27 protein-coding genes and 1 tRNA gene are annotated in these 24,355 nt (G+C 60.9%); 16 read left to right on the top strand and 12 right to left on the bottom strand.

What is annotated here, in order from left to right:
* Nucleotides 1–24: 24 nt before the first annotated feature.
* The 8 genes from ACR0FC_RS05025 to ACR0FC_RS04990 all read right to left on the bottom strand — a co-directional run bounded on the left by ACR0FC_RS05025 (nt 25) and on the right by ACR0FC_RS04990 (nt 7,611).
* The gene (locus ACR0FC_RS05025) at nt 25–1,911 is read right to left on the bottom strand and encodes an AMP-dependent synthetase/ligase (RefSeq protein ID WP_170338653.1); all 1,887 of its coding nucleotides are present in this window, start codon (nt 1,909–1,911) and stop codon (nt 25–27) included.
* Nucleotides 1,912–1,916: 5 nt separating this feature from the next.
* The gene (locus tag ACR0FC_RS05020; protein ID WP_170338651.1) at nt 1,917–2,690 is read right to left on the bottom strand and encodes an ABC transporter ATP-binding protein; all 774 of its coding nucleotides are present in this window, start codon (nt 2,688–2,690) and stop codon (nt 1,917–1,919) included.
* Nucleotides 2,687–3,451 carry an ABC transporter ATP-binding protein gene (locus tag ACR0FC_RS05015; protein ID WP_170338649.1) on the bottom strand — a complete coding sequence of 255 codons (765 nt, stop codon included), beginning with the start codon at nt 3,449–3,451 and terminating at the stop codon, nt 2,687–2,689. Before ACR0FC_RS05015 ends, ACR0FC_RS05020 begins: the two co-directional genes overlap by 4 nt.
* Entirely contained in the window at nt 3,448–4,545 is a 1,098-nt protein-coding gene (locus tag ACR0FC_RS05010) for a branched-chain amino acid ABC transporter permease (RefSeq protein ID WP_170338647.1), read from the bottom strand. Before ACR0FC_RS05010 ends, ACR0FC_RS05015 begins: the two co-directional genes overlap by 4 nt.
* A 4-nt stretch (nt 4,546–4,549) precedes the next feature.
* Nucleotides 4,550–5,425 carry a branched-chain amino acid ABC transporter permease gene (locus ACR0FC_RS05005; RefSeq protein ID WP_005983028.1) on the bottom strand — a complete coding sequence of 292 codons (876 nt, stop codon included), beginning with the start codon at nt 5,423–5,425 and terminating at the stop codon, nt 4,550–4,552.
* Between the two features lie 76 nt (nt 5,426–5,501).
* Nucleotides 5,502–6,530, bottom strand: a complete 1,029-nt coding sequence (locus ACR0FC_RS05000; protein WP_170338645.1) for a zinc-binding dehydrogenase — start codon at nt 6,528–6,530, stop codon at nt 5,502–5,504.
* 231 nt (nt 6,531–6,761) lie between these two features.
* Nucleotides 6,762–7,313, bottom strand: coding sequence for a hypothetical protein (locus ACR0FC_RS04995; RefSeq protein ID WP_170338643.1), 552 nt, complete (start codon nt 7,311–7,313; stop codon nt 6,762–6,764).
* 208 nt (nt 7,314–7,521) lie between these two features.
* A tRNA-Ser gene (locus tag ACR0FC_RS04990) sits at nt 7,522–7,611 on the bottom strand.
* A 123-nt stretch (nt 7,612–7,734) separates the two neighbouring features.
* Between ACR0FC_RS04990 and ACR0FC_RS04985 the strand changes: the two genes are divergently transcribed.
* From ACR0FC_RS04985 to ACR0FC_RS04945, 9 genes are all read left to right on the top strand, one after another.
* On the top strand, nt 7,735–8,577 hold the full coding sequence (locus tag ACR0FC_RS04985) for a DUF2059 domain-containing protein (protein ID WP_170338641.1): 843 nt from the start codon (nt 7,735–7,737) through the stop codon (nt 8,575–8,577).
* Entirely contained in the window at nt 8,577–9,383 is an 807-nt protein-coding gene (locus tag ACR0FC_RS04980) for a DUF2059 domain-containing protein (protein ID WP_170338639.1), read from the top strand. Before ACR0FC_RS04985 ends, ACR0FC_RS04980 begins: the two co-directional genes overlap by 1 nt.
* A 208-nt stretch (nt 9,384–9,591) precedes the next feature.
* Nucleotides 9,592–10,206: a 50S ribosomal protein L21 gene (locus tag ACR0FC_RS04975; protein ID WP_170338638.1), complete on the top strand. Its 615-nt coding sequence runs from the start codon at nt 9,592–9,594 to the stop codon at nt 10,204–10,206.
* A gap of 11 nt (nt 10,207–10,217) precedes the next feature.
* Nucleotides 10,218–10,487: a 50S ribosomal protein L27 gene (gene rpmA, locus ACR0FC_RS04970; protein WP_005983052.1), complete on the top strand. Its 270-nt coding sequence runs from the start codon at nt 10,218–10,220 to the stop codon at nt 10,485–10,487.
* A 96-nt stretch (nt 10,488–10,583) separates the two neighbouring features.
* Complete coding sequence (locus tag ACR0FC_RS04965; protein WP_170338637.1) at nt 10,584–11,192, top strand: LysE family translocator; 609 nt, start codon at nt 10,584–10,586, stop codon at nt 11,190–11,192.
* Nucleotides 11,189–11,725 (top strand): GNAT family N-acetyltransferase, encoded by a 537-nt coding sequence (locus tag ACR0FC_RS04960; RefSeq protein WP_170338635.1) that lies wholly within the window; start codon nt 11,189–11,191, stop codon nt 11,723–11,725. The genes ACR0FC_RS04965 and ACR0FC_RS04960 overlap by 4 nt, the downstream gene beginning before the upstream one ends.
* A gap of 37 nt (nt 11,726–11,762) precedes the next feature.
* Nucleotides 11,763–12,797 carry a GTPase ObgE gene (gene obgE / locus ACR0FC_RS04955; RefSeq protein WP_005983058.1) on the top strand — a complete coding sequence of 345 codons (1,035 nt, stop codon included), beginning with the start codon at nt 11,763–11,765 and terminating at the stop codon, nt 12,795–12,797.
* Nucleotides 12,785–13,891 (top strand): glutamate 5-kinase, encoded by a 1,107-nt coding sequence (gene proB, locus ACR0FC_RS04950; protein ID WP_170338633.1) that lies wholly within the window; start codon nt 12,785–12,787, stop codon nt 13,889–13,891. Before obgE ends, proB begins: the two co-directional genes overlap by 13 nt.
* 51 nt (nt 13,892–13,942) lie before the next feature.
* A complete protein-coding gene (locus tag ACR0FC_RS04945) occupies nt 13,943–15,205 on the top strand; it encodes a glutamate-5-semialdehyde dehydrogenase (protein WP_170338631.1) in 1,263 nt (420 codons plus the stop codon).
* 9 nt (nt 15,206–15,214) lie between these two features.
* Here the strand turns inward: ACR0FC_RS04945 and ACR0FC_RS04940 are convergent, their stop codons facing one another.
* Nucleotides 15,215–15,811, bottom strand: coding sequence for a histidine phosphotransferase family protein (locus ACR0FC_RS04940; RefSeq protein ID WP_093962052.1), 597 nt, complete (start codon nt 15,809–15,811; stop codon nt 15,215–15,217).
* A gap of 46 nt (nt 15,812–15,857) precedes the next feature.
* Between ACR0FC_RS04940 and ACR0FC_RS04935 the strand changes: the two genes are divergently transcribed.
* The 5 genes from ACR0FC_RS04935 to tsf all read left to right on the top strand — a co-directional run bounded on the left by ACR0FC_RS04935 (nt 15,858) and on the right by tsf (nt 19,645).
* Complete coding sequence (locus ACR0FC_RS04935; protein ID WP_093962053.1) at nt 15,858–16,040, top strand: DUF3553 domain-containing protein; 183 nt, start codon at nt 15,858–15,860, stop codon at nt 16,038–16,040.
* A 108-nt stretch (nt 16,041–16,148) separates the two neighbouring features.
* The gene (olsB, locus tag ACR0FC_RS04930) at nt 16,149–16,904 is read left to right on the top strand and encodes an L-ornithine N(alpha)-acyltransferase (protein ID WP_170338630.1); all 756 of its coding nucleotides are present in this window, start codon (nt 16,149–16,151) and stop codon (nt 16,902–16,904) included.
* Nucleotides 16,891–17,745: a lyso-ornithine lipid O-acyltransferase gene (gene olsA, locus ACR0FC_RS04925; RefSeq protein WP_170338628.1), complete on the top strand. Its 855-nt coding sequence runs from the start codon at nt 16,891–16,893 to the stop codon at nt 17,743–17,745. The genes olsB and olsA overlap by 14 nt, the downstream gene beginning before the upstream one ends.
* Before the next feature lie 168 nt (nt 17,746–17,913).
* Nucleotides 17,914–18,693 (top strand): 30S ribosomal protein S2, encoded by a 780-nt coding sequence (gene rpsB / locus ACR0FC_RS04920; RefSeq protein WP_093962056.1) that lies wholly within the window; start codon nt 17,914–17,916, stop codon nt 18,691–18,693.
* 76 nt (nt 18,694–18,769) lie between these two features.
* The gene (tsf, locus tag ACR0FC_RS04915; RefSeq protein ID WP_170338626.1) at nt 18,770–19,645 is read left to right on the top strand and encodes a translation elongation factor Ts; all 876 of its coding nucleotides are present in this window, start codon (nt 18,770–18,772) and stop codon (nt 19,643–19,645) included.
* A 346-nt stretch (nt 19,646–19,991) separates the two neighbouring features.
* Here tsf and ACR0FC_RS04910 read toward each other — a convergent pair whose 3' ends face one another.
* The 3 genes from ACR0FC_RS04910 to ACR0FC_RS04900 all read right to left on the bottom strand — a co-directional run bounded on the left by ACR0FC_RS04910 (nt 19,992) and on the right by ACR0FC_RS04900 (nt 22,319).
* Complete coding sequence (locus ACR0FC_RS04910; RefSeq protein WP_093962957.1) at nt 19,992–20,744, bottom strand: LuxR family transcriptional regulator; 753 nt, start codon at nt 20,742–20,744, stop codon at nt 19,992–19,994.
* Nucleotides 20,744–21,193 (bottom strand): type II 3-dehydroquinate dehydratase, encoded by a 450-nt coding sequence (aroQ, locus tag ACR0FC_RS04905; RefSeq protein WP_170338624.1) that lies wholly within the window; start codon nt 21,191–21,193, stop codon nt 20,744–20,746. Before aroQ ends, ACR0FC_RS04910 begins: the two co-directional genes overlap by 1 nt.
* A 130-nt stretch (nt 21,194–21,323) precedes the next feature.
* A complete protein-coding gene (locus tag ACR0FC_RS04900) occupies nt 21,324–22,319 on the bottom strand; it encodes an NADPH:quinone oxidoreductase family protein (RefSeq protein WP_170338623.1) in 996 nt (331 codons plus the stop codon).
* 154 nt (nt 22,320–22,473) lie between these two features.
* Between ACR0FC_RS04900 and ACR0FC_RS04895 the strand changes: the two genes are divergently transcribed.
* Nucleotides 22,474–23,292: an SDR family NAD(P)-dependent oxidoreductase gene (locus tag ACR0FC_RS04895; protein WP_170338621.1), complete on the top strand. Its 819-nt coding sequence runs from the start codon at nt 22,474–22,476 to the stop codon at nt 23,290–23,292.
* 32 nt (nt 23,293–23,324) lie between these two features.
* Nucleotides 23,325–24,350: a phosphotransferase gene (locus ACR0FC_RS04890; RefSeq protein ID WP_170338619.1), complete on the top strand. Its 1,026-nt coding sequence runs from the start codon at nt 23,325–23,327 to the stop codon at nt 24,348–24,350.
* The last annotated feature ends 5 nt before the right edge of the window (nt 24,351–24,355 follow it).

Here is a 24,355-nt window from a genome sequence, read left to right as displayed (position 1 = left end):
CCTCCCTTGGGATTGATCCCTGTTCTATTTGTACATGTCTTCAATGAGATGCGCGTGTTTCTTTTCCACCAAGCTGCGTTTCAGTTTCATCGTCGCGGTCAGTTCGTCATCTTCGGCAGTCAGCAGCACGTCGATCAGGCGGAAATCCTTGATCTGCTCGACCCGCGCGAATTCCTTGTTCACCGCCGCCACTTCGGCACCGATCAGTTCGCGCACCTCGGCTGCAGCGCAGAGCGAGGCGAAGTTCGAAAACGGCACCTTGCGGTCCTGCGCGAACTTCTCGACGTTTTCCTGATCGATCATCACCAGCGCCGTCAGGTACTTGCGGCGGTCGCCGATGATCACTGCGTCCGAGATGTAATGCGAGAACTTCAGCCGGCTTTCGATCTCGGCCGGGGTGATGTTCTTTCCGCCGGCGGTGATGATGATGTCTTTGAGGCGGCCGGTGATGGTGACATAGCCGTCCGCGTCCACGTGCCCCATATCGCCGGTGCGCAGCCAGCCATCGGCGGTGAAGGTCTCGGCGGTTTTGGCATTGTTGCGCCAATAGCCCTGGAACACGTTCAGGCCGCGGATCTGGATTTCGCCCTCGTCCGAGATACGCAGGTCGATCCCCGGTGCGGGCTTGCCGATGGTACCGATGTGGTTGGCCTCGGGCGTGTTCAGCGTGGCGATGCCCGAGGTCTCGGTCATGCCGAAGCCCTCGACCAGCGGCACGCCGATGGCCCAGTACCATTTCAGCAGCTCGGGCGAGATCGGGGCCGCACCGGACCCGCCGCGCCGCAGCCGGTCCATGCCTAGCATCCGGCGCAGGTTGCGCAGCACCAGCCGGTCCCACAGCCAGAAATTCGCGGCCACCGCCGGCGGCACCGGTTTGCCCTGCAGGATGTACTCGGCCCGTTTCATCCCGGCCTTCAGCGCCATGCCAAAGGCGGCGCGCCCGGCCGGGGTGGCCTCTTGCGCCATGATCAGCACCTGCGAATAGATCTTCTCCCACACGCGCGGGACGGCGGTAAAGGTCGAGGGCGACACTTCCTGCAGGTTGGCAAAGACCGTCTCGGGGCTTTCGGCGAAGTTCACCGTACATTTCGAGGCCAGCGGGAAATAGATCGACACGTCGCGCTCAAGGATATGACACAGCGGCAAAAAGCAAAGCTGCTCGTCCGTTTCCAGCGCGGGCAGGCAGCGTGCGCCGCATTCGATCGCGGCCATGATGTTTTCGTTGCTCAGCATCGCACCCTTGGGCATGCCGGTGGTGCCCGAGGTATAGATCAGCAGCGCCGTGTCCTGCGGCGTGGCCAGTGCGATTTCGGCTTCGAACCGGCCCGGTTCTTCGCGCTCGGCCGCGCGGCCGAGGGCATAGAGATCCTCGATCATCATGCAGCGGGGGTGGGCCAAGTCGTGCAGGCCTTCGTCTTCGAGTATGATGACCTTCAACAGGCCGGGCACCTCGTCTTCTATGTCCAGAAATTTGTCCAGCTGCTCTTCGTCTTCGACGATCAGAAAGCGGCTGTCGCTGTCATTGATCAGGTACTTCAACTGGCTGGCCGAGTCGGTGGTGTAGACGCCCGAGGCGATGCCGCCGACGCATTGGATGCCCAGATCGAACCAGGCCCATTCCTTGCGGTCCTCGGACAGGATCGAGACGACCTCACCGCGTTGCAGTCCCAGCTTGCGCAGCGCCAGCCCGATCCATTTGGCGTGCTGCCAGTAGACGGCCCAGGAATAGGATTTCCAGATGCCCAGATCCTTTTCCCGATGCGCGGTGCGGTCGCCCAGGGCGGCACAGCGTTTCTGGAACAGCTCGGGGATGGTGACGCAGCCATCGACCCGCACGGGGCGCTGGCCGGGGGTGGCGTTGAACTGGACGCCGTTGATGGTGGTCTGCGGGGGCAGGGTGGTCATGTTCATCCGGCTCACCTCCACGTCTTCTTGCGTTTCCAGCGGCGGTTTTCCCGCGCGCCTTCCTCCTGCACGCCCAGATAGAAGTTCTGGATGTCCTCGGACCGCATCAACACGTCGGCGGGGCCGTCCATCACGATGCGCCCGACCTCCATGACATAGCCATGATCGGCCAGTTCCAGCGCGGCGTTGGCGTTCTGCTCGACCAGCATCATGGTCATGTTCTGCTCGCCATTCAGGCGTCTGAGGATGCCGAAGATCTCTTGGACCAGCAGCGGCGACAGGCCCAGCGAGGGTTCGTCCAGCAGCATGATGCGCGGGTTGGCCATCAGGCCGCGGCCGATGGCCAGCATCTGCTGCTGCCCACCAGACAGTGTGCCGGCCTCTTGGTTGCGACGTTCCTTCAGGACCGGGAAGTAGGAAAACACCAACTCGCGATCGCGCTCGATCTGGGCCTTGTCATGCAGGGTGTAGGCCCCGAGGCTGAGGTTTTCGTTCACCGTCAGCAGCGGGAACACCTCGCGCCCCTCGGGCACATGCACGATGCCCTTCTGGACGATCTTGTGCGGCTCCAGCCCCTGGATTTCCTCGCCGTCGAAGGTGATCGTTCCCTTTTCCGGGTCCATCACGCCCGAGACGGTCTTCATCAGCGTCGTCTTGCCCGCCCCGTTGGCGCCCAGGATTGAGACGATCTGGCCCGGGTGCACGTCCAGCGACACGCCGCGGATCGCCATAATCGGGCCATAGAAGCTTTCGATGTTGCGGATGCTCAGGATCGGTGCGCTCATGAGGCTTTCCCCAGATAGGCTTCGACGACGGCGGGGTGCGATTGCACCTGCGCCGGTGTCCCAAGGGCCAGTTTCGCCCCGTCGGCCATGGCCAGCACCCGGTCGGACACGCCCGAAACCAGCCCCATGTCATGTTCGACCATCAACACCGTGATCCCCATCTGCCGCCGGATGTCGTCGATCCACCAGCGCATGTCTGTTGTTTCCTCGACCGACAGCCCCGAGGCCGGTTCATCCAGCAGCAGCAGCTTGGGGTCGGTGGCCAGCGCACGCGCGACCTCGACCACCTTGCGGACGCCGTAAGGCAGGCCGGCAATCATCTTGTCGCGATAGGCCTGCAGATCGAGGAAATCGATGATCTCTTCGACCTTCTCGCGGTTCTCCAGCTCTTGCCGGCGGGCCGAGGGAGTAAAGAACACCTCGGACAGCAGGTTGGTCCGCCGGTGGCGGTGCCGCCCGACCAGCAGGTTCTGCAACACGGTTGCATGTTCGAACAGCTCGATGTTCTGGAAGGTGCGCGCGACGCCATAGGCGGCCACGCCCGAGGGCTTGACCTGCAGCAGATCGTGCCCGTCGAACCGGATCTGGCCCGCGAACGGGTCGTAAAAGCGCGAAATCAAGTTGAACACCGTGGATTTGCCGGCCCCGTTCGGGCCGACGATGGCAAAGACCTCGCCTTCCTCGACCGAAAAGGACAGATCGTTCACCGCCGTCAGGCCACCGAATTTCAGGGTGACGTTCTCGAATTCCAGCAGGCTCATCTCAGGCGCTCCGTCTTGAGATAGGATTTCTGCCGCTTGAACATGTCCTTGCGGTAGAAGGGGAACAGCTCGAACCAGGTGCGGATTTTCAGCCATCGGCCGTAGATGCCCATCGGCTCGAACAGGATGAACCCGATCAGGATCATGCCGAAGATGCCGAATTCAAGCCCCGGAATGGCGACGGTTCCGCCACCGAACAGGGCGGCTGCGTATTCCTTGGCGATCGACAGGAACTGCGGCAGAAACCCGATGACGATGGCGCCCAGAAACGCGCCGTGGATCGAGCCCAGTCCGCCGATCACGATCATCATCAGCAGCTGGATCGAGATCACAACGCTGAAGGTTTCGTTGTTGAAGGCCCCGGCATACAGGCCCATCAGCGCCCCCGCCCATCCAGTCACGGCGCAGGACAATGCGAAAGACACGGTCTTGGTGCGCGCGATGTCGATGCCCATCGCCTGCGCGGACACTTCCGAGTCGCGCACCGCGATGAAGCTGCGCCCCAGCGGCGTACGCAGAAGGTTGATATAGCCCAGCGTGACCAGAACCGTGACGGCCAGAACCAGCCAATAGAACTGCTCGGGCGTGCCCCAGCGATCGACCAGATGGCCGAATATCTCGACCCCGCCCATGTATTTGCCCGCCACGCCGCCGGTGATCGGTTCGGCCAGAACGATGAGGTCGTCCATCAGGATCGACAGGGCCAGGGTGAAAATCGCCAGATAGATTCCGTGTAGCCGCAGGGCAGGGATGGCAACCGTGACCCCGGCGATACCGGTCAGGATGCCGGCCAACGGAAAGGCCACCAGAAACGGCACGCCTGACTCGATCAGGATCACGTTGGCATAGCAGCCAAAGGCCAGAAACGCCGCGTGGCCCAGGCTGGCCTGGCCGGTATGCCCGGTCAGGATCATCAGACCCAGCCCGGCGATGGCCCAGATCAGAACGTTCGTCAGCTCTCCCAGATAGAACGCGTCCAGCCACCACGGCGCGGCAAAGACCACCGTCAGCAGGATCAGGTAGAGTGACAACTGGTATCCGTCCTTCCACGGGCGGATGTCCTGCATGTAGTCGGTTTTGAAAACGATCCTCATGCGCTCAGACCTTCTTGACCCGGACCTGGCTGAACAGGCCGTGCGGACGGAAGATCAGCACCGCCAGCAACAGCGCATAGGGCGCGATCTGGCTGTAGCCCGCAGCGATGTAGCGGCTGGCGAAGGGTTCGATCACGCCGACGATCAGACCGCCCGCCAAGGCTCCGGGCAGGCTGCCAAACCCGCCGATGACCGCGGCCGCAAACGCCTTGATTCCCAGCAGCCCGGTGGTCGGATCGACCGAACCCTTGGCGGCGAACAGGATGCCCGCGATCCCGGCCACGACGCCGGCCAGACCCCAGATGAAACCCTGAACACGCTTGACCGGTACCCCCATGTAATAGGCCGCCAACTGGTTCTGCGAGGCGCCCTGCATCGCCAGACCCAGCTTGGTCTTGCTGAAAAACACATACAGCCCCCACGTCAGCAGCACCGTCACGACGATGACCGCCACGTCCTCCATCCCCAGAACCAACCCGCCAAAACGGACCTCCTTGCCGGCCAGCGGATTTTCCAGCGTCTGCGGCTCGTGCCCCCAGATCAGCCCGGCAACAAAGCGGATCACGAAACCCAGGGCGATGGTCAGGATGACCACGGCGGTCTGGCTTTCCCCGAACAGGCGGCGGATGATCAACCGGTCCAGCAGATACCCCAGCGCACCCATGATCCCCAGCGAGATGGGCAGGGCCAGCCAGAAGGGCAGGCCCATATACTCGGTATTGGTCAGCCCGATGGTGACGAAGGCGCCCAGCATCATAAAATCGCCCTGGGCGAAGTTCACGGCCTCGGTCGCCTTGTAGATCAGTACGAAGCCGAGTGCGATCAGGCCGTAGACACAGCCATTCGCCAGCCCGCTGATCAGCAGCTGTGCGTTGTCCAAATTCTCCTCCCAATTGCCGGTTTGCCCGGCGTCCTAACGCCCCGGATCTCCTCCAATCACCGGGGCGCCTGTTCTACTATGGCGTGATTATTACCTTACCGTCACTCTTTTTCAGTGCAACTGCCAGATCGGAAACGATTTTGTTCAGCGGGACATGCGCCGAGACATCCGTTTTCCACCGTCCGTCCGCAAAGCGGGCCTGCACCTCGGCAACCGCGCGCATCTGCTCTTCGGGTGGCGTGGACATCATCCATTTGGTCAGCCAGAAGCCCTCGATCTGCTTGCTCATGAAGATCAACTGGCCCATCTGGGTCAGCTTCGGCGGCTCGCTGCTGAGTTTGCCATAAGACACCCAGCGCCCGCCGTTGGGCATGGCGCAGAATACTTGCTCGGACAGCTGATCCGAGACCGCATCCAGAAAAACCCGAGGCTTGAGCTGTGCGCTGATGGCCGCAAACTTGGAGACGGCATCGTCTTCGGTGGTTACGATGACCTCGGCCGCTCCGTGGCTTTTGAGCAGTTCGACCGTTTCAGGGCGCCGCACCATGGCAATCGGCTTCAGGCCAAGGTCTCGGCCCAGCCCGCACATCAGCTTGCCCAACTGGCTGGTGGCCGCGGAAACGACAAAGGCCTCACCTTCGGAACGCGCGATCTCAACCATTGCCATTGCGGTCAGCGGATTGACGATCTGTGCAGCACCGTCATCGTCCGAGATCTCGGGCCGCAAAGGAATGCACATCTGGGCCTGTGTCAGGGCATACTCGGCCCATGCGCCGGACCCGGAGGCGACGAAGGCGACCCTTTGCCCCTTCAGCGCTTCGGCGCCCGCGCCGGTGGCGACGACGTCCCCGCACCCTTCGAAACCGGCCGGTGCACCTTTGACCCGCGGCTGACCGTACTCACCCTTGATGAAATGAAGGTCCGAGGGGTTCACCGATGCGGTGCGCAATTTGATCAGCACCTGGCCGGGGCCCGGCGTGGGCACCGGGATCTCGGCATTCTCAACCCAGTCGGCGGCGTCATCGATCGCCGGGCCCGTGGCCGTACCGGAGTATCCGTCAAATTTCTGGATCACGGCAAACATGGATTTGGGGAGTTCAGTCATTCTTTTTCCTTTGTTTCCGACATTTTCAAGCAAACGGGTCGATCCGAGTGCACGCCCCAGGGCAGGGCGCACCGATGCCGACAATAGGTCGTCCCGACTTGATGCGACTGGTTAAGCCAAGCCAAACAAATGGCACCGGACAGGTCAATCGACCACAGGGTTAACGTTGGGGAATTGGGAAGCCGGTGCAGGTGTGACAAGGCCGGAAAAATGCCGGCCTTGTCGAAGGCCTTATTGCGTCAACAGGTTGCGCAGTTCCTGAATCTTGAGCGCAGCCGTTTCCGGCGCTTCCTTGATGCCATCGAGGATCTTGATCACCTGGTCCTGAATCTCCTGGCTCAGCTGACTGTTCTTCACGGATTCAACCATCGCGTCATAGTCGAACTGCTCGGCCGACAGCATGCCTTCGTCAACCCAGGTATTCAGCAACTCCTGCCCTTGGGCAGTGAGTGCTGCAACCTGATCGCCTGCCTGGTTGGCCAGATCCGTGGCTGCATCGCCGGCCTGGTTTGCCAGATCCGTGGCTGTCTGACCGGCTTGCTCGGCGGCTTCACCGGCCTGTTCGACGGCGGCCGAGGCTGCGTCACCCGCTTGCTGCGCGGCCGTCGACAACGCCTCGCTGGCGGCTTCCTGGGCTGCGGTTGCGGCCTCGCCGACGGCCTCGCCGGCTTCTTTGGCGGCAGATTGCAGTTTCTCGGCCGGGGTGGGCTCGGGCTGATTCAGGTAGAAATACGCGCCGGCACCCAATCCGGCGATGATAATCAGGATGATAATGCGGGACATTGGGGTCTCCTTTTCGGATGTGTGCCGCTGATGTGGGGAGAAACTACCTGAGATCAAAGGGGAAATCCCAAAAATTCGGCGCATGTTCGGGGTTTGGGCCACTCGGCGCTGATCAATCAGACGATCGGCGGCGGCAACACGCCACCGGCGAAAATACACGGTTGCAACCATCAGGCGAACAAGAAAGGGGGGCGTCATTGGGAAGTAATGGCGGAGAGACAGGGATTCGAACCCTGGGTGGGCTTGCACCCACAACGGTTTTCGAGACCGCCCCGTTCGACCACTCCGGCACCTCTCCGCGGGGGTCTGTGAGGGGGGGATTTAGTTGTGATCGCCGAGGGGTGCAAGCAGAAAATTCCCGAATTCGCCAAACCGAGGATTTTCCATTGCCAGTCCGACGAAATCTCCTAGGGTGACATGTATGAGACATCTTCTGCACCGCATTTCGCTTCTGCTCATCCTGCCCGTGTTCGCGTTCGCTCTGACGGCTCAGACCGCCTTGTCCGCCAGTCGGGATCGGATCGAGGCTTTTCTGACCACGACGGGTTTTGACGTGGCGCTGGAAAGCATCGCACTGGCCTCGGCCTCGGCGCCTCAGATGCTGGGGATCGACCCCGAGGGTTTTGGCTCGCAATGGACGCGTCTGACGGAAGAGGTGTTCGACACCGATGACATGCATGAAACTGCGGTTGCGATTCTCGAACAGACGCTGAGCGACGAGGCCCTGAACCACGCGGTCGAGTTTTATGCTTCGGATCTGGGGCAACGGCTTGTCGAGGCGGAAAATGCCTCGCACCTTGTCGAGGATGACGAAGCCAAGCAACTTGAGGGGCAGGAGATCATATCCGATCTGGTCAAGTCCGGTTCGAGCCGCATCGAAAGCCTGAAGCGGATGAACAGTGCCATCGATGCCAGCGAAACCTCGTTGCGGGCATTGCAGGAGATCCAGCTTCGGTTCCTGCTGGCCGCCAGCGCCGCCGGAGTGATCGACCTGCAATTGGACGCGGACGGGCTGCGCCAGATGATGAAGCTGAACGAACCCGAGATGCGGCAGTCATTGCAACTGTCCGCCTTGGCCAACGCGGCCTATACCTATCAGGATTTCTCTGACGCGGATGTCGACGCCTATACCAAAGCGCTGGAACAGCCGCTGATGCAGGAAGTCTATGAGCTGTTGAACGCCATCCAGTACGAGATCATGGCCATGCGGTTTGAAGTTCTGGCGGCGCGCATGGCCGAGCTGCGTCCGGCTCAGGACATCTAATGCGGTTGCTACTGGCTCTGTGGCTGGTTCTGGCCGGTTGGGCCAGTGCGGTCACGGCCGATCAGGTCGACCGTCTGACCAAGGCAATGCATTTGTCCGACGTGATGCAGATTCTGCGTGATGAGGGTGTCGCGCAGGGGCGCGAACTGGACAAAAGCCTGCTGGACGGTGAGGGCGGATCGTTTTTCGAGGCCCAGGTTGAAGATTTGTACGACAAGGCCTGGATGCAGGCCAAGATTCATGATGCGCTGGCTGGCGGTATGTCCGAAGGGCAATTGGAGCAGGCCGCGCTGTTTTTCGAAAGCGACCTGGGCCGCGCCGTTGTGTCTTTGGAAAACTCGGCCCGCCGAACGTTTTCCGACGAAGCCATCGAAGAGATGGCCATGACCGCCTATCGGGAGGCCGATCGTGATGCGGCCTATTTTCGCCTGATCGATGAGTATGTCGAGATCAACGACCTTGTTGATCGGAACGTGCGTGGAGCGTTGCAGGCCGATTACAATTTCTTCCGTGGGTTGGCGGATGGGCAGGGCATCACGGGCGACGACGGGGAAATGTTGGCCCAATTGCTGGCGCAGGGTGCGCAGTCCGAGCAACAAACCCGCGAGTGGCTGTACTCGTTCCTTCTGTTTGCATACCAACCGCTCAGCGAGGCCCAGCTGCGCGAGAATATCGCCTTTTCACGCACCGAGGCCGGGCAGGCCTTGAACAACGCCTTGTTCGCTGGTCTGGACACCATGTTCAACGAGTTGTCATACCAGCTGGGCGTGACGGTGGCGCAGGTTCTGCAAGCGTCGGATCTTTAGGCCGGTTTGCTGTTGACTTTGCCCTGTGATCCGTGGATAAGCGCGCATCCCGGCCGGAACCTCCGCGCCGGGTATCGTTATTGCTGGCCTGACGGGTGCGCCCTGACGGTCGTTCATCCGCCCTAAAAAGGCGCGCTGTTCGAGGTGGCCTTGGCCGAAACACCCGTCTGACGGGGACCACAGAACGCGGTAGAAAAAGGAAAGACGCATGTTTGCAGTCCTCAAGACTGGCGGCAAGCAGTACAAGGTTCAGGCGGGCGACGTGCTCCGCGTTGAAAAACTGGCTGCCGACGCAGGTGAAAAAGTCCAATTCAACGACGTTCTGATGCTGGGTGGCGATGCTCCTGTTGTCGGTGCGCCGTTCATCGATGGCGCGGGCGTTCAGGCGGAAGTGATCGAACAGATCAAAGGTGACAAGGTCATCAAATTCGTCAAGCGCCGCCGCAAGCACAGCTCGAAGCGCACCGTTGGTCACCGTCAGAAGCTGACCCTGGTCAAGATCACCGACATCCTGCCCTCGGGCGCGGACAAGTCGGGCGTCAAGGCCGCTACCGGTTCGGCTCCGGCAGGTGAAGTTGCGAAAGCAGCGAAACCCGCCAAGAAAGCCGCTGCCAAGGCAGAGGCTCCGGTCGCTGCTGCTGCCGCTGACGATCTGACCCAGATCACCGGTGTTGGTCCCGCAGCTGCCAAGAAACTGGCCGAAGCCGGTATCGAGAGCTTTGCCGCTCTGGCCGCCTTGTCGGACGAGCAGATTGCTGCTATCGAGACGGTCAAAGTGAAACCCGAATGGGTTGAGCAGGCCAAAGAGCTGGCCAAAGGCTAAGGAGAGAGAGAATGGCACATAAAAAAGCTGGCGGTTCCTCCCGTAACGGCCGCGACTCAGCGGGTCGTCGCCTTGGCGTGAAACTGTATGGTGGCCAGGCCGCCGTTGCAGGCAACATTATCGTGCGTCAGCGCGGCACCAAGTTCTGGCCGGGCGAAGGCGTGGGCATGGGCAAGGATCACACCATCTTTGCAACTGTCGATGGCGCCGTGAAGTTCCACAAGGGACTGAAAAACCGCACCTTCATTTCGGTCCTGCCAGTGGCGGAGGCCGCAGAGTAAGCCGAAACCCAGAAGGTTTAAGAAAAATTCATGGGGGACCGGCACAAAGTGCCGGTCCCCTTTCTCGTTTTGACACAGATTTGATCGAAAGCCCCGATGCCCGTTGCAACCACCAGTTTCCTGATCTTTGCCGCCAGCCAGGTCGGCACGCCGGGACCGGCCAACATGGTCCTGTTGGGAACGGGTGCGCGCTTTGGGTTCCGCGCGGCGCTGCCTTTCGTGGCAGGCGTGATTCTGGGCAAGCAGCTGATCATCTGGCCGCTGGGCTTTGGCCTTCTGCAACTGGCAGAACAGGCTCCGACAGCGTTCGCGGTTCTGAAATATGCTTCGGCGGCCTATATTTGCTGGCTTGCGTGGAAAATCGCCAACCTGCGCCTGTCGCATCAGGACGCGGGCGAGGCGGTTCCCGGATTCTGGGCCGGGTTGGTGGTCCATCCGCTGAACCCCAAGGCCTGGGCGATGACCATCGCGGGATTCACCGGGTTCGTCGCGGCGGGAACATCGGTGCTGAGTGCGACGCTCACGATCGCGCTCGTTTTGTTGACCTGCCAGGTGGTCCTGCACCCGATCTGGACTTTTGCGGGCGATAGAATTGCCCGCGTGGTTGCGGGACGGCCGGCGGAAAAATATCTGATGTGGACTCTCGCGGGTCTGACTGTTGCATCCGTACTTTTCGTGTTGTTCGGAGGAGGAACACACCAATGAAACTTGAGGCAATCATAAATCAGCCGGTCATTGAAACCGAGCGGTTCGACCTGCGCCCGCTGCGCCGGTCGGACATGGGCCTGATCGAGCACTACGCAGGGGACGAGCGCGTGGCGCGCATGACCACGTCGATCCCGCACCCTTTGCCGCCCGGTTCGATCGAAGCTTTCGTGACCCGCGCCATGGCCGAGGACCGGGACGAGGACGTCTGGGCGATGGACGCCACCAAGGATGGCGGGCCCGAGTTGATCGGAGTGATCTCGCTCAAGCGGCTGGATCGCAACCAGTCCGAAGTGGGCTATTGGGTCGCGCCCCTGTACTGGAACACGGGCATCGCCTCGCTGGCGGTGGAAACGCTGGTTCATTCGAACCCGCTGGAAAACGCCACGATGTTTGCCAGCGTGTTTCAGGACAATCCCGCCTCGGCCCGGGTCCTGACTCATTGCGGGTTCCAGTACCTTGGCGATGCCGAAAGCTTCTCGGTGGCGCGCAACGCAAATGTGCCCACCTGGACGTACAGCAAAAAACTCTGACTTGTGGCCGATGGGGCCTTTGCAGTAGGGGACTGACATGAAATTTCTCGATCTTGCAAAGGTCTACATCCGGTCCGGGGCCGGCGGTAGCGGGTGCGTCAGCTTTCGACGCGAAAAGTACATCGAATACGGCGGCCCCGATGGCGGGGACGGCGGCAAAGGCGGGTCCGTCTGGGCTGAGGTCGTGGACGGGCTGAACACCCTGATCGACTTCCGCTATCAGCAGCATTTCTTTGCCAAAAACGGACAGCCCGGCCGGGGCCAGCAGCGCACTGGCAAGGACGGCGACGACATTATCCTGCGCGTGCCGGTCGGAACCGAGATCCTGGACGAGGATCAGGAGACGGTGATCGCCGACCTGACCGAAGTGGGGCAACGTGTCCTTCTGGCGCGGGGCGGCAATGGCGGTTTCGGCAACCTGCATTTCAAATCGGCCACCAACCAGGCGCCGCGCCGTGCCAATCCGGGGCAGCCGGGCGTGGACCGTACGATTTGGCTGCGCCTGAAGCTGATCGCCGATGTGGGCCTGCTGGGCCTGCCGAATGCGGGCAAGTCAACCTTTCTGGCCGCCACCTCGAATGCCCGGCCCAAGATCGCCGACTATCCCTTTACCACGCTGCACCCAAATCTGGGCGTCGTCGGCGTGGACAACGTGGAATTCGTGGTGGCCGACATTCCCGGCCTGATCGAAGGCGCGCATGAAGGCCGCGGCATCGGCGACCGTTTTCTGGGCCATGTCGAACGCTGCGCGGTGTTGCTGCATCTGGTCGATGGCACGTCTGAGACCATCGCGCAGGACTATCACACCATCATCCACGAGCTTGAAGCCTATGGCGGCGCGCTGGCCGACAAGCCCCGGATCACCGTGCTGAACAAGATCGACGCGTTGGACGAAGAACAGCTCGAACTGGCCAAGGCCGAATTGGAAGAGGCCGTGGGCGGCCCTGTCATGACCATGTCGGGCGTCGCCCGACAGGGCGTGACCGAGGTTCTGCGGGCCCTGCGCGCCCAGATCGACGAAAACCGTCTGCGCCAGAAACCCACCGAGGAGCGCGAGACGTGGCAGCCCTGACCGACGCAAAGCGCCTGGTGGTCAAGATCGGCTCGGCGTTGCTGGTCGATCGTTCGACCGGCAAGCTGCGTTCGGACTGGTTGCATTCGCTGGCGCAGGACGTGGCGTGGCTCAAGGGGCAGGGGGCCGATGTGGTTCTGGTCTCGTCCGGTTCGATCGCGCTGGGGCGCGGTGTTCTGGGCCTGCCCGCAACCGCGCTGTCGCTGGAGCAGTCCCAGGCCGCGGCCGCCGTCGGGCAGATCCGGCTGGCGCGGGCCTATGAAGAGGCGTTGGCCCCCCACGACATCACCACGGCACAGGTTCTGGTAACGCTTGAAGACAGCGAGAACCGCCGCCGGTACCTGAACTCGCGCGCGACGTTGGAAACTCTGCTGGGGCTGGGTGTCGTGCCCATCGTGAACGAAAATGACACGGTGGCCACGGATGAAATCCGTTACGGCGACAATGATCGCCTGGCCGCGCAGATCGCCGTGACCGTCGGTGCGGATCAATTGATTCTGCTGTCCGATGTCGATGGGTTCTACACCGGCAACCCCGCCGAGGACCCGTCCGCCACCCGGTTTGCCGTGATCGACGCGATCACGCCCGAGATCGAGGCGATGGCCGGTGATGCCGGTTCGGGGCTGTCCAAGGGCGGAATGAAGACCAAGCTGATGGCCGCGCAGATGGCGACGGCGGCGGGCTGTGACATGGCGATTACGGAAGGATCGCCGTTGAACCCTCTGAAACTGCTGAACAATGGCGCGAACAGCACTTGGTTCAAAGCCAAGTTGGACCCGCATGCGGCGCGCAAACGCTGGATCTCGGCGATGAAGCCGCGGGGCGAGATCACGGTCGATGCAGGGGCTGCGCGGGCGCTGGAGAATGGCAAGAGCCTGTTGCCGGCCGGCATCGTCGAAGTGACGGGCGATTTCGGACGGGGCGACCCGGTGGCCATCAAGGACCACGAGGGCCGGCGTCTGGGATTGGGCCTCAGCCGCTATACCGCGCACGAGGCCGACGCCATCAAGGGGCGCAAATCCTCCGAGATCGAGGACGCACTCGGCTATCCCGGCCGTGCGGTGATGATCCACCGTGATGATCTGGCTTTGTAGCCGCGAAAACTGATAGATTTGGCTGGTCCGACGACCGGAAAGGCAGATGACATGAAGGACTTTGACAGCATTCCCGCCCTGATGGCCGATCTTGGCAAGCGCGCCAAGGATGCATCTCGGGACCTGGCCTTCGCCTCAGCCGAGCGCAAACACGCCGCGTTGATCGCCGCCGCCGAAGCCGTGTGGAAGAACCGCGCGCAGATCATCGAGGCCAACAGGAAAGACTTGGGCTATGGCCGCGAAAAAGGTCTGAGCCCGGCCATGATGGACCGCCTGATGCTGGACGAGTCGCGCATTCAGGGCATGGTCGACGGGTTGCGCACCGTGGCCGAACAGTCCGATCCGGTGGGTGAGGTTCTGGCCGAATGGGATATGCCCTCGGGGCTGAACATCCGCCGCGTACGCACCCCGCTGGGCGTGATCGGCGTGATCTATGAAAGCCGCCCGAACGTGACCGCTGATGCCGGGGCGCTGTGCCTGAAGTCGGGCAACGCCGTGATCCTGCGCGGCGGGTCGGAAAGCTTTCATTCTTCGACCGCGATCCACGCCTGTCTGGTCGATGGTCTGAAGGCCGCCAACCTGCCCGAGGATGCGATCCAGCTGGTGCCGACCCGTGACCGGGCGGCGGTGCAGGAATTGCTGACCATGACCGACTATGTCGACGTCATCGTGCCGCGCGGCGGCAAGGGACTGGTTGGGCTGGTCCAGCGCGAGGCGCGGGTTCCGGTCTTTGCCCATCTTGAAGGGATCGTGCACATCTACATCGACAAGGCAGCGCATCCGCAGAAAACGCTGGACGTGGTGTTGAACGCCAAGACCCGCCGCACCGGCATCTGCGGGGCGGCCGAATGCCTGCTGGTGCATCAGGATATCGCGGAAACGCTGGGGCGTGACGTGATCGCCGCGCTGCTGGCCGCGGGCGTCGAGGTCCATGCCGCAGGTGCGCTGGCCATCGACGGCACCGTGCCGGCCAGCGATGACGATTGGGGTAAGGAGTTTCTGGACAGCATCATCGCCGCAAAACCGGTGGCTGATATCGACAAGGCAATCGCGCATATCCGCCAATACGGATCGAACCACACCGATTGCATCATGACCGAGGATCAGCCCGCCGCCGACCGTTTCTTTGAACGGCTCGACAGTGCGATCCTGATGCACAACGCCTCGACCCAGTTTGCGGACGGTGGTGAGTTCGGCATGGGCGCCGAGATCGGGATCGCCACGGGCAAAATGCACGCACGCGGCCCGGTGGGGGCGGCGCAGTTGACCAGTTTCAAATACCTGGTGCGCGGCAACGGCACGACGCGCGCCTGAGGCGTCGGGTCAGAACCGCAGCACCACGCGGGTCGCGCCCGTCTCGGCCGACACCCGGCGGCCCTGAGCGGCCGCCGTCTGCGGCAGAAGGGCGAACTGGACCTGCGCCGGTGTCACCTTGTTGGCGAATGTGCCGGTCGGGAGGCCTTTCCAAAGGTCGGGATCGACATTCATGCGATCAGCCGTACCGGTGACCGTCCATTTGTCGCCCACGCTGTCAATCTTGACCTCGCCGCCCATCGGCATGGCGCTTTCGCAGCACATGATGGCCAGAAACGCCAGTTTGATCTGATTGCGCGGCATTGCCTCGGTGACGTTCCAATGCACCCGGACTCGGCCCGCACGCTCGACATCGCGCAGCAGGTCCGTCACTTCGCTGCGGCCCAGCGGCTGATCGCTGGCCGCGCCAAAGGCCACGCGGAAAAACCGGATCCGCGCCCCGGCGCTGCCGACGCTGCCGGTAATCAGCTCCATCTCGGGGCCCTGGGTGCCGCCAACCATCTCCAACAGTTCCAGACCGTTCGTGATCGCGCCGATCGGGCTGATCAGATCGTGGCAGATCCGAGAGCCGATCAACTCGGCCAGGTTGACGTTGGTGTCGCCCATGCGTACCTCCTGTGGTATCCGCCCATGCCCGACCCGGAGCCGCCGCATGACAGATCTGAATGCCATTCTTGCACCGGGCATGTATGTCCGCCATCCCGATTTCCCCGACTGGGGCGTCGGACAGGTCCAGTCCAACATCGCGGGCAAGATCACCGTGAACTTTCGCGACCAGGGCAAAGTGGTGATTGACGGAACACGCATCGCCTTGATGCCGGTTCTTGATCCCTGAAACTGGTTTAGGAAAGGTTAACGGTGTCCGCCACCCGGTTCGTGTTGCCATTCGCCGCGCAGCTGCGGTATCAGCGCTGGGATCGCAACAAGACGACGACCATTCCAAATGCCGGATACGGGCCCTTCTTTCACTGTCAAACTTGCCGAAACCGACGAGGAACTGCGCGCGGCGCAGCGGCTGCGTTATGATGTCTTCGTGCGTGAACTGGGCGGTGGGGGAGAGATGGTCGATCACGCCGAAGGTCTGGAGCGCGACCAGTTCGACCCGTATTTTGATCACATGCTGGCCTATGACGACGCCAACGGACAAGTGGTCGGAGTCTACCGCCTGTTGCCGGGTGACCGCGTAGCTGAAGTCGGACGGTTCTACTCTGAGGATGAATACGACCTTACCGTTCTGAAAAACAGCGGCCGCAAATTGCTGGAACTCGGCCGGTCCTGCCTGCATCCGGACTATCGCGGCGGAACCGCAATGTATCATTTGTGGAATGGCCTCGCGAAATATGTGTCCGAACGGGAGATCGAGGTTCTGTTCGGCGTTGCCAGTTTTCACGGCACAGACGTCAAGCACCTTGCCCAGCCTCTGTCGATGCTGCATCACAACCACTTGGCGCCACCCGAGCTGCGGGTGCGGGCGCAGCCGGATGTTTTTCAGAACATGAACCTGGTTCCGAAAGATGCGCTGGATCGACGGGGTGCGATGTTGCAAGTTCCGGCCTTGATCAAGGCCTATCTTCGATTGGGTGGGTTTGTGGGCGAGGGGGCATTCATCGATCATGCATTCAACACCACCGACGTTTGCCTGATCCTCGACACCACTCGGATGAACGAAAGACAGAGACGCATCTATGGCGGAGCGTGACGTGCCAAACGGCGCTGTCTGGCACAGCTCGGACGACCCGGACCCGGTTGAGTTGGGCGTGTCGGGTTGGATTTTGGTGATCCTGCGGGGGCTTCCTCTGGCTGTGCTGGTGTTCGGTGGTCTGATCGTTCTGTTGCTTGTGCGCCTGGTCGAAAGACCCATCTTTGGCCTGCGTCGGCCGGTAACGCCGTTCATTGCCCAATTCGTATGTCGCAATGCGTTTCGAATTCTTGGGATCGGATTTTCCAGCTCGGGTGAGTTGATGCAGCAGCGCGGGGCAGTTGTGGCCAATCACACGTCCTGGCTGGATATCTTCGCGCTCAACGCCCGCAAGCGTGTATACTTCGTGTCCAAGGCCGAGGTGGCGAATTGGCCCGGCATCGGTTGGCTGGCCCGGGCCACCGGAACCGTGTTCATCGAACGTAATCCCAAAAAAGCGCGCGAGCAGACCAGATTGTTCGAAGACCGTCTGAAGGCCGGGCACAAGCTGTTGTTTTTTCCAGAGGGCACATCGACAGATGGCCTTCGGGTTTTGCCATTCAAAACAACGCTTTTTGCGGCATTCTTTGCAGATGAGCTGCGTGATTTCATGTATGTTCAGCCGGTTTCGGTTGTCTACCACGCGCCCGACGGGCAGCCGGACCGGTTCTATGGCTGGTGGGGGGACATGGATTTTGCCCCGCATCTTCTGAAGACGCTGGGCGCGCGGCGGCAGGGGCGGGTCGAATTGATTTATCATTCTCCGGCGCGGGTCAGCGATTTCGACAACCGCAAGGCTTTGGCCGCGCATTGCGAGCAGGCCGTTCGCCACGGGCATGCCTTGGCGCGGCCAGAAAAATAGGGGTAAAAGCCCCTTGCACCATCAGTCAACCTGCCGTATACGCGCGGCATTCAAATCCGCAGGCGGGGTTTGGTCGTTTTGAGGGAGACATCCTCATCAAGGCCGCCGGTTGGAGCAAACGCTTCTTTCACCCCCGCCAAGGCGAAAACCGGAAAAGGAAAAGATAGCATGGCTCTTCCCGAGTTCACCATGCGTCAGCTGCTGGAAGCTGGCGTTCACTTTGGTCACCAAACACAGCGTTGGAACCCCCGCATGGCGCCGTTCATCTATGGCGCGCGCAACGGCATCCACATCATGGACCTGACCCAGACCGTTCCGATGCTGGACCAGGCGCTGCAGGCGGTACGTGACACCGTCGCCAAAGGTGGCCGCGTTCTGTTTGTCGGCACCAAGCGTCAGGCTGCACAGCCGATCGCCGAAGCCGCTGAAAAGTCGGCTCAGTATTACATGAACCACCGCTGGCTGGGCGGCACGCTGACCAACTGGAAAACCGTTTCCCAGTCGATCAACCGTCTGAACCAGATCGACGAAGCCATGGAATCGGGCGCTGAAGGCCTGACCAAGAAAGAGCGTCTGGGCATGGAGCGTGACCAGGCCAAGCTGCAGGCTTCGCTGGGCGGCATCCGCGAGATGGGCGGCGTTCCTGACCTGCTGTTCGTCATCGACGTCAAGAAAGAAGCGCTGGCCATCGCCGAAGCCAACAAGCTGGGTATTCCGGTTGTGGCCGTCGTCGACACCAACTGCTCGCCGGATGGTGTGGACTACATCATCCCCGGCAACGACGATGCTGCCCGTGCAATCGCACTGTATTGCGACCTGGCCGCACGTGCTGCGCTGGACGGCATGACCGCACAGCTGGGCGCCGCCGGCGTCGACCTGGGCGAGTTCGAAGAAGCACCGGTTGAAGAAGCCGTTGCAGAAGAAGCCGAAGCGTCGGCCGAAGCGTAAGCTGCCCGTCACGTAAATGACATATGGGGCAGGGTAGACCTGCCCCAATTCCGTTTGAATTGAGGAGAGCCAAGAGATGGCAATCACTGCAGCAATGGTGAAAGAACTGCGCGACTCGACCGGCGCAGGCATGATGGACGCGAAAAAAGCGCTGACCGAAACCGGCGGCAACATGGACGAGGCCGTTGACTGGCTGCGCACCAAAGGTCTGGCAAAGGCCGCAAAGAAATCCGGCCGTACCGCAGCAGAAGGCTTGGTTGCCGTTCACGTCGAAGGCGGCAACGGTGTTGCTGTCGAAGTGAACTCGGAAACCGACTTTGTCGCGAAGAACGCCGAGTTCCAGGAAATGGTCGCCAAGATCACCTATGCAGCCCAGGGCGTTGACTCGGTTGAGGAACTGCTGGCTGCTGATCTCGGCGGCAAGTCGGTTGCCGACACGCTGACCGACAAGATCGCCACCATCGGCGAAAACATGTCGGTCCGCCGCATGGCCAAACTGTCGGGCGACACCTTAGTCTCGTATGTCCACAACGCCGCGACCAACGGCATGGGCAAGATCGGTGTTCTGGTTGCTCTTTCGGGCGGCGATGAAGCCATCGGCAAGCAGGTCGCGATGCACATCGCAGCCGTGAACCCGGCCGCTCTGTCCGAAGCCGACCTGGATCCGGCCGTTGTCGAAAAAGAAAAGCAGGTCCAGATGGACATCGCGCGCGAGTCTGGCAAGCCCGAGCAGGTCATCGAAAAGATGATCGAGGGCCGCATGAAGAAATTCGTTGCGGAATCGACCCTGCTGAGCCAGCAGTTCGTTGTGAACCCCGACCTGACCGTGGAAGCAGCGGCCAAGGAAGCCGGCGCAACCATCACCGGTTTTGTTCGTCTGGAAGTTGGCGAAGGCATCGTGGTCGAAAAAGAAGACTTTGCTGCCGAAGTCGCCAAAGCGGCTCAGGGCTGACGCCTATTCAGCCCGGGTTTTCCGGGCTGATCCAAAAACACCCGAAACCGGTTGCGCAACGCGCGACCGGTTTTTTCTTGGCGAATTTTCCGATTGATCAGAGTAGTAATTGGAGGGCCCCGCAAGATGGGGATGGTCGAGGCCCCCCAAAATTTCCGACATCGGCACGCGGACGAATAAGCGCCCTTTGTCAGAGCGAACGGAGAGCCTTGGGAATACAAAGATCCGTCCAAATGTTCCTTGGCTAAAGCCACCACTCACGGAACGGGATCAATGTGCAATTTCTGCGCAGTTTTAGGAAGTCATGTATTCCTTACCTAAGGTCAACCGTCGTGCGACAGCGGCTTCAGACCTCCATTACGAACATCTGATTCTGCAGCGAAGCCTTCAAAACCGCCTGTGCGGTCGTTTCGACGGAAAGAGCCTCGCGCGCCAGCCTGAGGTGTTTTTCAACAGTTGCCGATGTCAGTCCCATCAGCAGGGCAATGTCCTGGGTCGTTTTGCCGTCACCCACCCATTCCAGAGCCTCACGCTGCCGCTTGGTCAAGGCGCGGTTCGGGGGATTGTAGGGCAGGGTCAGGATCTTGAGATGGGCGATGTTGTTCATCAGCAGGATGTCATCACCATGCTCGGCCCACATCTCGTCCATCTCGTCCTGGCTGCGGTTCAGAGCGGCCAGCGAAATTGCCCCCTTCGACCGCATGGACACCGAAGTGAAACTGATCGTGTAACCGACAGTGATACCTTTCGAGCGGTTGAACTCGTACACCTTGCGTTCTTCGTTGGTCATCGTGCCGCTGGACATCATCTCACGGATCATGCTCCAGCTTGCGGCCCCTTCGTGATCCAATGCCCATTTCAGCATGGGCGCATGGAAATACAGACCATCCCGAAGGAAACCGTCCATGTATTCCTTGCAGTGATTGGTCAGGATCACGAAATCTTCGGGGTCGCCCAAAGACGTTTGGGTGCGGTACTGTGTGTGTCCGTACAACAGGCGGTCAAAACCATACTTGGCCATCTGTTCGGTGTGCGCGGCCCAAAGCTCCTCGAGGGTTTTCACATAGCTCAGAAAGTTGAGGTATTCCTTGAGCGTCATCATGCGCCGCCACCCTCCTGAAGATGCGCGGCCAGCGCTTCCAGCGCCAGAACATAGCTTTGAGCGCCAAAGCCGCAGATCTGCCCGATGGCCACGGCCGAGATGTAGGACTTGTGCCGAAATGCCTCGCGGGCGTGGATATTGGACAGGTGAACCTCGACTACCGGCAGTTCAGCCGACGAAATGGCATCCATCAACGCTATTGACGTGTGGGTATACGCGCCGGCGTTCAGGACGATCCCGTCATGGGTCCCGCGCGCGCCGTGGATGGCATCGATCAACACACCTTCATGGTTTGATTGAGCGCACTCGACACGCAACCCGATCGATGCGCCATGCGAAACGCACAAGTCTTCGATCATCTTCAAGGTGGTATGACCGTAAACCTCGGGCTGCCGTGTGCCCAAAAGGTTCAGGTTCGGTCCGTTCAATACAAGAATAGTACGCATTATTTTTCTGTCCCCATACCTGTTTCATAGCCGCGAATTGAAAACGCGTCTACCGGCTTTGCTCTCATGAGGCGAGCGGGTGCAGGTCAGGTCATGGGGTCATGCTGTGAAACGACCGTGAATGTCGTTCCTAGTCGATGGACACGACAACTTTGCCGAGAACCGACCGATCGCCCAACATCTCCAAAGCTTCGGCGGCGCGGGGCAAGGAAAAGCGGGCGCTGATACGCGGCTTGATCTTGCTGCCATGATACATGGCAAACAGTTCCCGCAAGTTTTCGGCATGTCCGGCCGGATCGCGGAATACGGACGCGCCCCAGAACACGCCGACGATCTCACAGCCCTTAAGCAAAGGCAGATTCAACGGGATATTGGGGATTCCGGCCGGAAAACCAACGACCAGAAACCGCCCCTTCCAGGCCATCGCGCGCAATGCCGGTTCGGCATAGTCGCCGCCAACCGCATCATAGACCACGTCAACGCCATCACCGCCCGCCAACTTCTTGATTTCGGCAGAAAACGCCTTTTGCGCCTCTCGCGTCATCTCTTTGGAGTAGACGATCGCCTCATCAGCGCCCAAATCCTTGCAGAACTGAGCTTTGTCTTCCGTGGACACCGCGGCAATTACACGCGCGCCCATCGCTTTGCCCAACTCAACCGCGGCCGAGCCGACACCACCGGCGGCCCCAAGAACCAACAAGGTCTCACCGCCCTTGAGCCCGGCGCGATCCTTCAGCGCATGGTAGGACGTTCCGTAGGTGAAGATGAAACAAGCCGCATCCTCGTACGGCATGGACTCCGGGATCGGAACGGCGCTGGCGGCCGGAATGCACAGCTGCTCGGCGAAACCTCCGTAGCCTGTCAGGGCCAGAACGCGGTCACCGATCTTCAGATCGGAAACACCATCTCCGACGGCGATCACATCGCCTGACACTTCCCCTCCGGGCGCGAACGGGCGCGGTGGTTTCATCTGGTACAAATCGCGGATGATCAGCGTGTCAGGAAAATTCACACCTGCCGCACGTACCCGGATCAGCACCTGACCCTTTTTGGGCGTTGGATCGGGCAGGGTGGTAAGTTCCAGTGTTTCCGGACCACCCGGGGCGACGCTGAGTAATGCTTGCATTTCGTATTCCGATCCTCGCCATTTGTCGGCCCGAAGGTCGGGTCCTGACACCATGTTGTCAAGGCAGATGTGAAATGCAATTCTGCACAGTGAAACTGACCCGACCTGAAATAGAACTCAGGACGCAACAAAAACGAATTATGGGGAGAGGCCGATGACACCGGAGAAATTATTTTCGCTAGCGGGCAAGACTGCTTTGGTCACGGGCGGTGCGACCGGCATTGGCCGCATGGCAGCCGAGGCTTTGCTGCGCGCGGGTGCGAGGGTGCTGATCGCCTCGCGCAAGGGCGAAGCTTGCGAAGCTGTAGCCGCCGAACTGAACGCGCTGGATGCTCCCGGAACCGCCGAAGGGTTTGCCGGTGACGTCAGCAGCGAGGCCGGTATTGATGCGCTGGTCGAAGAGGTGAACACCCGCACCCAAAGGCTTGATATTCTTATGAACAATGCCGGCGTGTCATGGGGTGCGCCTATGGGACAGTTTCCCTATGACGCCTGGGACAAAGTCATGTCCGTGAATGTCGCCGGCATCTTTCACCTGACCCAGAAGCTGCTGCCCCTGCTGATGCAATCAGGCTCGGACGATGATCCTGCACGGGTGATCAACGTCGCATCGGTGATGGGAGAGGTTCCCATGGGAGATGGCGCCTACAGCTATTCCGCGTCCAAGGCGGCCGTCATCCATCTGACCAAGATCATGGCAAAAGAGCTGTCGCCCTACCGCGTAACCGTGAATGCCTTGGCGCCGGGACCGTTCGTTTCGCGCATGACCGCCTTTGCCACGGCTGACGAGGAAAAACGCGAGAAAGTGGGCAAGTCGGTCCCGCTGGGTCGTGTCGGGCGCGACGAGGACATCGCGGGCTGTATGCTGTTCCTCAGCGGGCGCGGTGGCAGTTACGTGACCGGCGCCGTGATCCCGGTTTCGGGTGGAATCAACGTTCTGACCGGAGGAAACATCTTTGCCGATGCCCTGTGAAACCCGGTCCAGTATCAAGCGAGGCCGATCGCATGAGCGATGACCCGAACACCCTCGACCTTGTCGCCGTAGATTCCTATCTGCGCGCCAACCTGCAAGGCTATGCCGGTCCGCTTGAGGCGACGAAGTTCACGGTTGGTCAGTCCAATCCGACCTACGAACTGTGCACGCCGGGCAAATCCTATGTTCTGCGGCGTAAACCGCCCGGAGTTCTGCTGAAATCCGCCCACGCGGTCGACCGCGAATTCCGTGTTCAGACCGCGTTGGCGCACAGCAATGTACCGGTGCCGCGCATGTACGTGCTGTGCGAGGATGACAGCATCATCGGCTCTGCCTTCTATGTCATGGAGCGTCTCGACGGTCGGAATTTTCTGGAACCGACCATGAAGGCCGAAACCAACGAAACCCGCAGAGCCGTTCTGGATGAGATGAACCGGGTTCTGGCCGAATTGCACATGGTCGATATCGACGCCGTGGGCCTGTCCGACTACGGACCGACCGGCAACTACTTTGAACGCCAGATCGCGCGCTGGACCAAACAGTATCGCGCATCGGAAACCGAAACGGTTGCCGACATGGATGCGCTGATCCACGCGCTGGAAAGCTCGATCCCGGCGGATGATGGTCAACGAACGCTGGTTCATGGCGACTATCGCATCGACAATCTGATGTTCGAGCGTGACGGCACCACCTGCATCGGGGTCCTGGATTGGGAGCTGTCCACCATCGGCCATCCCTATGCCGATCTGGCGGCCGTAATCATGCAATGGCAGATGCCGCCGGGCAAAGAGGGTCGGGGGCTGGCCGGTGTTGACCGAGACAGCCTCGGGCTGCCCAGCGATCAGCAGTTCATCGCCTCATATTGTAAGCGGCGCGGTTTGCCGGGGATCGACAATTTCGGCTTCTATCTTGCGTTCAACTTCTTCCGCATGGCCGGAATTCTCCAAGGCGTCTACAAACGCGCCCTGGACGGGAATGCATCCGATCCGGCCCGAGCGCGCGCATTCGGAGCTTATGTGCCGATGTTCGCCAAACATGGTCTGGCAGCGCTGGGATAGAGGGG

The organism is Ruegeria sp. BB9, from assembly GCF_056539345.1.
Note: the sequence above shows the minus strand (reverse complement) of the source record. Positions and strands in the feature narration are given on the sequence as shown.